General features: G+C 68.2%; 4 protein-coding genes. 3 read left to right on the top strand and 1 reads right to left on the bottom strand.

Going from position 1 to position 6,886, the window contains the following annotated elements:
• Positions 1-337, bottom strand: a 337-nt coding sequence (locus BN10_RS17090) for a hypothetical protein (protein WP_040750678.1), incomplete at its 3' end; no start/stop codon positions are given.
• Between the two features lie 42 nt (positions 338-379).
• Between BN10_RS17090 and BN10_RS01735 the strand changes: the two genes are divergently transcribed.
• From BN10_RS01735 to BN10_RS01725, 3 genes are all read left to right on the top strand, one after another.
• A complete protein-coding gene (locus BN10_RS01735; RefSeq protein ID WP_010849430.1) occupies positions 380-1,063 on the top strand; it encodes a response regulator transcription factor in 684 nt (227 codons plus the stop codon).
• Positions 1,063-2,367 (top strand): sensor histidine kinase, encoded by a 1,305-nt coding sequence (locus BN10_RS01730; RefSeq protein WP_010849429.1) that lies wholly within the window; start codon positions 1,063-1,065, stop codon positions 2,365-2,367. Before BN10_RS01735 ends, BN10_RS01730 begins: the two co-directional genes overlap by 1 nt.
• A 629-nt stretch (positions 2,368-2,996) precedes the next feature.
• Entirely contained in the window at positions 2,997-6,872 is a 3,876-nt protein-coding gene (locus tag BN10_RS01725; protein WP_010849428.1) for a replicative DNA helicase, read from the top strand.
• Positions 6,873-6,886: the final 14 nt, after the last annotated feature.

The raw sequence follows: 6,886 nt of genomic DNA, 5'->3' as shown, positions 1-6,886 counted from the left end.
TCACCGGGGCAGCGGCGGCAGTGGTCTGGGCAGCCGCGGGGATGGCCGTGACCAGCGGGCGGACGTTGATCGGCGAGGGTGCGCCGGACATCGGGTCGGCCCGGAGCGAGACTTGGGAGATCTCGTCCAGCGGCACGGCGCGGACCGCCATGGACCTGCTCTGCGGAGCCGTGCCGTCGGGCGCGGTGACCGAGGCGCCGCCGAGGATCCGGAAGCCGGCGACCTGGGCGTGCCGACCGACGACGAGGATGACGGCCGAGCTGAGGGCAGCCACCATCGCGACGACGAGGAGCCAAGTGGCTACAGCACCCACCGGTCGGCGCAGCACGACGTTCATGACCCTCCCGTCAATTGGCGTGGGTCAGCGTACCGTTTGCCTGTGGCCCACGTATTGCTGATCGAGGACGATCCGGCGATCCGCCGAGCCCTCACGCGATCCCTCACGGACAAGGGTCACGCGGTGACCAGTGCGCCCAATGGGCTCGAGGGGTTGCGGATCGCTGTCGAGGGCCAGCCGGACGTGGTTCTGCTCGACCTCGGCCTGCCCGACATCGATGGGCATTCGGTGCTCCCGATGCTGCGGGCCGTCCGGCAGGTCCCGGTCATCGTGGTGAGCGCGCGGGACGACGACCCCTCGATGGTCCGTGCCCTGGATGCCGGTGCCGACGACTATGTGGTCAAGCCCTACACGACCGAGCAACTCGAGGCCCGGATCCGTGCCGTCCTGCGGCGCGCTGTCCCGGATCGCCCCGGTCACACCGTCGTCGTCGGTGGTCTCGTGCTCGACCTCACCGCGCGGACGGCCCAGCTCGACGGCCGAGGCATGGAGCTTTCGCGCCGCGAGTTCGATCTGCTCGCCATGCTCGCCCAGCGCCCCGGCGAGGTCGTGACCAAACGCGAGATCCTCGCGACGGTGTGGCACCAGGTCTACGGCGGCGGGGAACGCACCGTCGATGTGCATCTCTCGTGGTTGCGCCGCAAGCTCGGCGAATCCGCCGCCGCCCCGGCATACCTGCACAGCGTCCGCGGGGTGGGCGTGCGACTGGCGGCGCCCGAGGCCTGATGCGGCGCCGGATCGTCCTGTTGGTCGCCGCGACGACCTCGGCCGTCGTCGTGGGGTTCCTCGTCCCGATGTGCCTGCTCATCATCAACCTGGCCAATGACCGTGCCGAGTCGCAGGCTCGCGAGCAAGCCCAGTTGGTCGCCGGTCTCATCGCCTCGGTCCCCGACGACACGACCCTCGCCGCGGCGGTGTCCTCGATCAGCCGCGCGGGACTCGTGGTGACGGTCGTGCGGGCCGACGAGGACCTGATCGGCGCCTCGAGCCTGACCGACGACACCCGGACGTCGGTCCAGCGTGCACGCAAGGACCGGCAGGCCTTCACCGCGACGATGGACCACGGTCTGGACGCCGTTGTGCCGGTGACCACGACCAACGGCGTCGACGTCGTCATCGCGACGGTCCCCAGCGGGCAGGTCAACCGGGGCGTGCCGGCCGCCATCACCACGATCTGCACGATCGGGGCGCTGCTGATCGTCGGCGCGACCCTGCTGGCGCGCCAACTCGCGCGACGCGTGACGACGCCGGTCACGGCCGTGGCGGCGACCGCCCACCGGCTGCGCGAGGGTGAGATGACGGCGCGAGCCAAGGTCGCAGGCCCACCGGAAACCGTCGAACTGGCCACCGCCCTCAACGCGCTCGCGGAGCGGATCGAGGACCTGCTCGATGCCGAACGGGAGCGGGTGGCCGACCTCGGACACCGGCTGCGCACACCGGTCACTGCCCTGCGACTGGACTCCGAACTCATCGATGACGATGAGGTGGCCGGACGGTTCCGCGAGCACGTCGACCACTTGCAGCGCAGCATCGACCACGTCGTGCGCGACGCGCGGCGCAACGTTCGTGACGACGTGAAGCGTCGCTGTGACGTGGCGGCCGTGGCCCGGGATCGGGTCGACTGGTGGCTCCCGCTCGCCGAGGACCAAGGGCGTGAGTTGCGTCTGGTCATCCATCGTGACACCGGGGGCGTGGGCGCGTGGGTGGCCGCTGACGCCGTGGACCTCACGGAGGCCTTGGACTGTCTCATCGACAACGCCTTCGCCTACACGGCCGAGGGGGTTGCCCTCCAGGTGGAAGTGCTCGTCAACGACGGCTGGGTGGTGTTGACCGTCGAGGACGGGGGGCCGGGGGCGCCCGAGGATGCCGCGGAGCGTGGACGCAGTGGATCGGGGTCCTCGGGACTCGGCCTCTCGATTGTCCGGCGCGTCGTCGAGGGGGCCGGTGGGACCCTCACCCTCGGCCGGTCCGGAGCCCTCGGTGGTCTTCGTGCGGAGGCCCGCTGCCCGGCCCTGGTCGGCATTCCTTAACCAAGTCTTGAGGTTCTCCTGACGCGGTCTTGCCGCCGGGTGACGCATTCTCGTTCTGTCCGACCCTCCCAACGGACACGCCCGTCCTGTCCGGTGCCCGCGGCCAACCCCCCTGTGGCCGCACCGCCCGGGGGATGGCGATCGCGGGACGGCGTGGTCCTTTTGGGCCTCGTCGCCGCCATCGCTGGGGCGGCCGGCGCACTACCCCCCTGCGCGCCGGCCGCCCCAGTTCGCGTTTCACCCCGCAACGGTTGTGACCGTGAGTAGCCGTGGGTCGGAGGGGATCCGAGACCTGGTGTGTGAGGGCGGTCATGTGCATACGACACGCCCGAGACTTTTTCGTGCGCACATGCGGTGGATTCCGTTTGCGCAGGTCAGGGCTTGGTATGCCGCCCAGCCGGCGGTTTCTCCACAGGTCTTTCCCCGCCCTGTGCACACACCTTCCGGGCGCGTTCCACAGGCCGTACCCATGTTGTCCACAACGCTGGGACGGGAGTTGCGTCGGGGAGTTGGAGCGCGGCATACCGGCCTCGTAGCGTGGGCCGATCGTGGTGACGGTCGGGCTGTCGGTGGGCCCTGATGTGCTCGAGTCACGAGATTCACCACACGACGGATCGAAGGGCGCGACATTGTCGATCGCTGAGCTGGGCAGCGGCTACCAGGGCGCCTCCGATGAGCGGGTGCCGCCGCAGGACATGTCGGCCGAGCAGTCGGTGCTGGGCTCGATGCTGCTCAACAAGGATGCGATCGCCGAGAGCCTGGCGCTGGTCAAGGGGCACGACTTCTATCGGCCGGCGCACGAGTCGATCTTCGAGGCGATCCTCGACCTCTTCGGGCGGGGGGAGCCCGCTGACGCGATCACGGTCGCCGATGAGCTGACCAAGCGCGGCGACCTGTCCCGCGTCGGTGGGGCCTCGTATCTGCACGAGCTCGTGCAGTCGGTGCCGACGGCGGCCAATGCCTCCTACTACGCCGAGATCGTCCACGAGCGAGCGGTGCTGCGCCGGCTCGTCGAGGCCGGCACGCGGATCGTCCAGATGGGGTATGGCCAGGGCGAGGGCGACGTCGAGGACATCGTCAACCGGGCTCAGGCCGAGGTCTACTCGGTCGCCGAGAAGCGCGGCGGCGAGGACTATGTCGTGCTCTCCGAGGTGCTCGAGCAGACGTTGACCGAGATCGAGGCGGCTGCGGGGCGGACCGACGAGATGATCGGTGTGCCCACCGGCTTCCTCGAGCTGGACGAGTTGACGCACGGGCTGCACCCCGGCCAGATGATCGTGGTGGCGGCGAGACCTGCGGTCGGGAAGGCGCTCGCGCTCGACACCCCGCTGCCGACGCCGGACGGCTGGACGACCATGGGCGCGGTGGCCGTGGGGGACCGCTTGTTGGGTGCCGATGGCCGACCGACCACCGTGGTGGCCGCGACCGACGTCCTCCGGGACCGCCCGTGCTTCGAGGTCGAGTTCTCCGATGGCACCGTGATCGTCGCGGACGCCGAGCACCAGTGGCTCACGGACACGAGGGCTTCGCGGAAGTCATTCCAGGCCGCGCGGGATCACAGGAACCGCACCAGGAACCAGCGGACTTTCGCCGCCGTGCGGACGACGCGGGAGATTGCCGACACCCTGCGCACGGCGACGCGCGAGGCTCGTCTCAATCACTCGGTCAAGCTCACCAAGCCGCTCGATCTGCCGGCGCGCGACCTACTCCTCCCGCCGTACGTGCTCGGTGCGTGGCTCGGGGATGGAACCTCGCAGGCGGCGCAGATCACGACGGCCGATGCCGAGATGGTGATGCGGCTGGAGGCCGAAGGCCTCGTGGTCACGCCGACTGCCGCGCCCATGCGCTACTCCCTCACACTGCCGGTCGAGGCGGTGTCCGGCAGGCAGTGTGTGGTCTGTGGCGAGCCGTTCACACCTCGCACGAACCAGGTGAAGACGTGCGGGCGGTCCTGCGGCGGCAAGGCCAAGGGCACGGAGCCACTCGAAGCACGTTGCGGTGACTGCGGGGCGCGCTGCACCGGTCTGGCGCGCTGCCAGTCGTGCAGGGCGGACCACGGGACGTTCAAGGCACTCCTGCGCAAGGTTGGCGTCCTGGGCAACAAGCACATCCCGGCCGACTACCAACGCGCCAGCGAGGCGCAACGCCGGGAGCTTCTCGCTGGTCTCTTGGACACCGACGGCACGGTGACGAATGGTGGGTGCGCGCAGTTCACCACGACCGATCAGCGCCTTCACGAGGACGTCTTGGAGTTGATCCACGGCCTGGGGTACCGCACGGGTGTGAGCAAGAAGGCCGTGACCGGGCGACGGCCCGAGTCCAGCGTTGCCTTCACGACAACGTTCTCGAGCGATGACGATGTGTTCTGGCTTCCGCGAAAGGTCCTGCGCCACAAGGAACTTCGCGCGCGGCAGTTCCAGCGGCGCGATTCGAGGTTCGTCGTTGCTGTGCGGCCGATCGAGCCGGTCCCGGTGCGTTGTGTCGAGGTCGACAACGACGACCACCTCTATCTGGCCAGCCGCTCGATGGTGCCCACGCACAATTCGACACTGGGTATCGACATCGCGCGCAGCGCCGCGATCAAGCACAACCTGACCACGGCGGTCTTCTCCCTCGAGATGAGCCGCACCGAGATCACCATGCGCATCCTGTCCGCTGAGGCGACCATCCAGCTGCAGGACCTGCGCAAGGGCCTCAAGGGTCAGGAGCAGTGGAACAAGCTGGCGCGAATCATGGGCAAGATCGGTGACGCGCCCCTCTTCATTGACGACTCGCCCAACATGTCGCTCATGGAGATCCGCGCCAAGGCGCGGCGGCTCAAGCAGCAGCACAACCTCAAGCTCGTCGTCATCGACTACCTCCAGCTCATGTCCAGCGGCAAGAAGGTCGAGAGCCGGCAGCAGGAGGTCGCCGAGTTCTCGCGGGCGCTGAAGCTGCTCGCCAAGGAGCTCGAGGTGCCGGTCATCGCGATCTCGCAGTTGAACCGTGGCCCCGAGCAGCGCACCGACAAGCGGCCGCAGATGTCTGACCTGCGCGAATCTGGCTGTCTCCCAGCGGAGACGCGGATCCTGCGCGCTGACACGGGCGCCGAGGTAACCATCGGTGAGCTGGCGGCATCGGGTGAGCGCGACATCACGGTGTGGGCGCTGGACGACGGGCTGCGCTACACGAAGCGAACGATGACCCACGCCTTCTCGACCGGGTTCGCGCCCGTCTTCCGGCTCACCTTGGCGTCGGGCAAGACAGTGCGGGCGACGGAGAACCACCCCTTCCTCACGTATGCCGGGTGGTCGCCTCTCGCGTCGCTGCGGACGGGCGACCGGGTGGCCGTTCCCCGTCACGTGCCTTCGCCGCTCCTGGTGGCGGACTGGGAGGACTCCAAAGTGGTGCTTCTGGCTCACCTTCTGGGGGACGGCTCGTTCGTGAAGCGCCAGCCGATACGCTATGCCTCCATCGACGAGGCGAACCTGGAGGCCGTCACGAAGGCGGCACTCGTCTTCGGCGTGGCTGCGGCGCGGGATGACTACGCGGCTGCTCGTTGCACGACCCTGCGTCTACGCGCACCGTTCCGGCTGACTCACGGTGTGCGGAACCCCATTGCTGCGTGGCTGGACGAACTGGGCCTCTTCGGTTTGCGGTCGCATGAGAAGTTCGTGCCGGGTGATGTGTTCTGCCTACCCAAGGAGCAGATCGCCCTCTTCATCCGGCACATCTGGGCCACCGATGGCTCCGTGACCGTGAACAAGAGCGGTCGCGGCGGTCGGATCTACTACGGGTCGACGTCACGCCGTCTGGTCGATGACCTGTCGAGGTTGTTGCTCCGCTTCGGCATCCAGACACGGATCAGGTCGGTGACGAAGGGCGAGTACCGGCGCAACTACACCTTGGACATCAGCGGTGTAGACAGCCAGCGCCGTTTCCTCCAGGAGATCGGCGTCCACGGCGAGCGGGGAGTGGCTGCGGAGAGGTTGCTCGAAATCGTCCGCGGTCTCACCGCGAATACCAACGTGGACACCGTCCCGAAGCAGGTGTGGGACGACGTCCGAGAGGAGATGTCCGCTCAAGGGATGACGGCCCGGCAGTTCCAGTCCGCGCTGGGCACCCAGTACTGCGGCTCGGCGCTCTATGCCTCGGCGCCGTCTCGGGCCCGGCTGTCACGCGTGGCCGAGGTGCTCGACAGTGCCGATTTGGAGCTCATGGCGACGAACGATGTGTTCTGGGACCAAGTGGTCTCGGTCGAGGCCGAGGGCATCGAAGAGGTCTATGACGCAACGGTCCTGGATTGCCACAACTTCATTGCCGAAGGCATCGCGGTCCACAACTCGATCGAACAAGATGCCGACGTCGTCATCCTGCTGCACCGGGATCGGTCCGACCCCGAGCGCGACGGGGAGGCTGACGTGATCGTCGCCAAGCACCGAAACGGTCCGACGAAGGACATCGTCCTGGCGTTCCAAGGGCACTACAGCCGGTTCAACAACATGGCCCGCGAAGGCGGCTTCTGATTTGTCGAGATGCA

The sequence above is a fragment of the Phycicoccus elongatus Lp2 genome (assembly GCF_000367525.1).
Lineage (GTDB): Bacteria > Actinomycetota > Actinomycetes > Actinomycetales > Dermatophilaceae > Phycicoccus_A > Phycicoccus_A elongatus.
The sequence above is the reverse complement of the archived record's forward strand: the minus strand, read 5'-3'. Positions and strand labels throughout refer to the sequence as shown.

What these genes read in the sequence shown, in the direction of transcription:
- BN10_RS01730 (WP_010849429.1), top strand. Translation starts at nt 1,063, where the DNA reads ATGCGGCGCCGGATCGTCCTGTTGGTCGCCGCGACGACCTCGGCCGTC.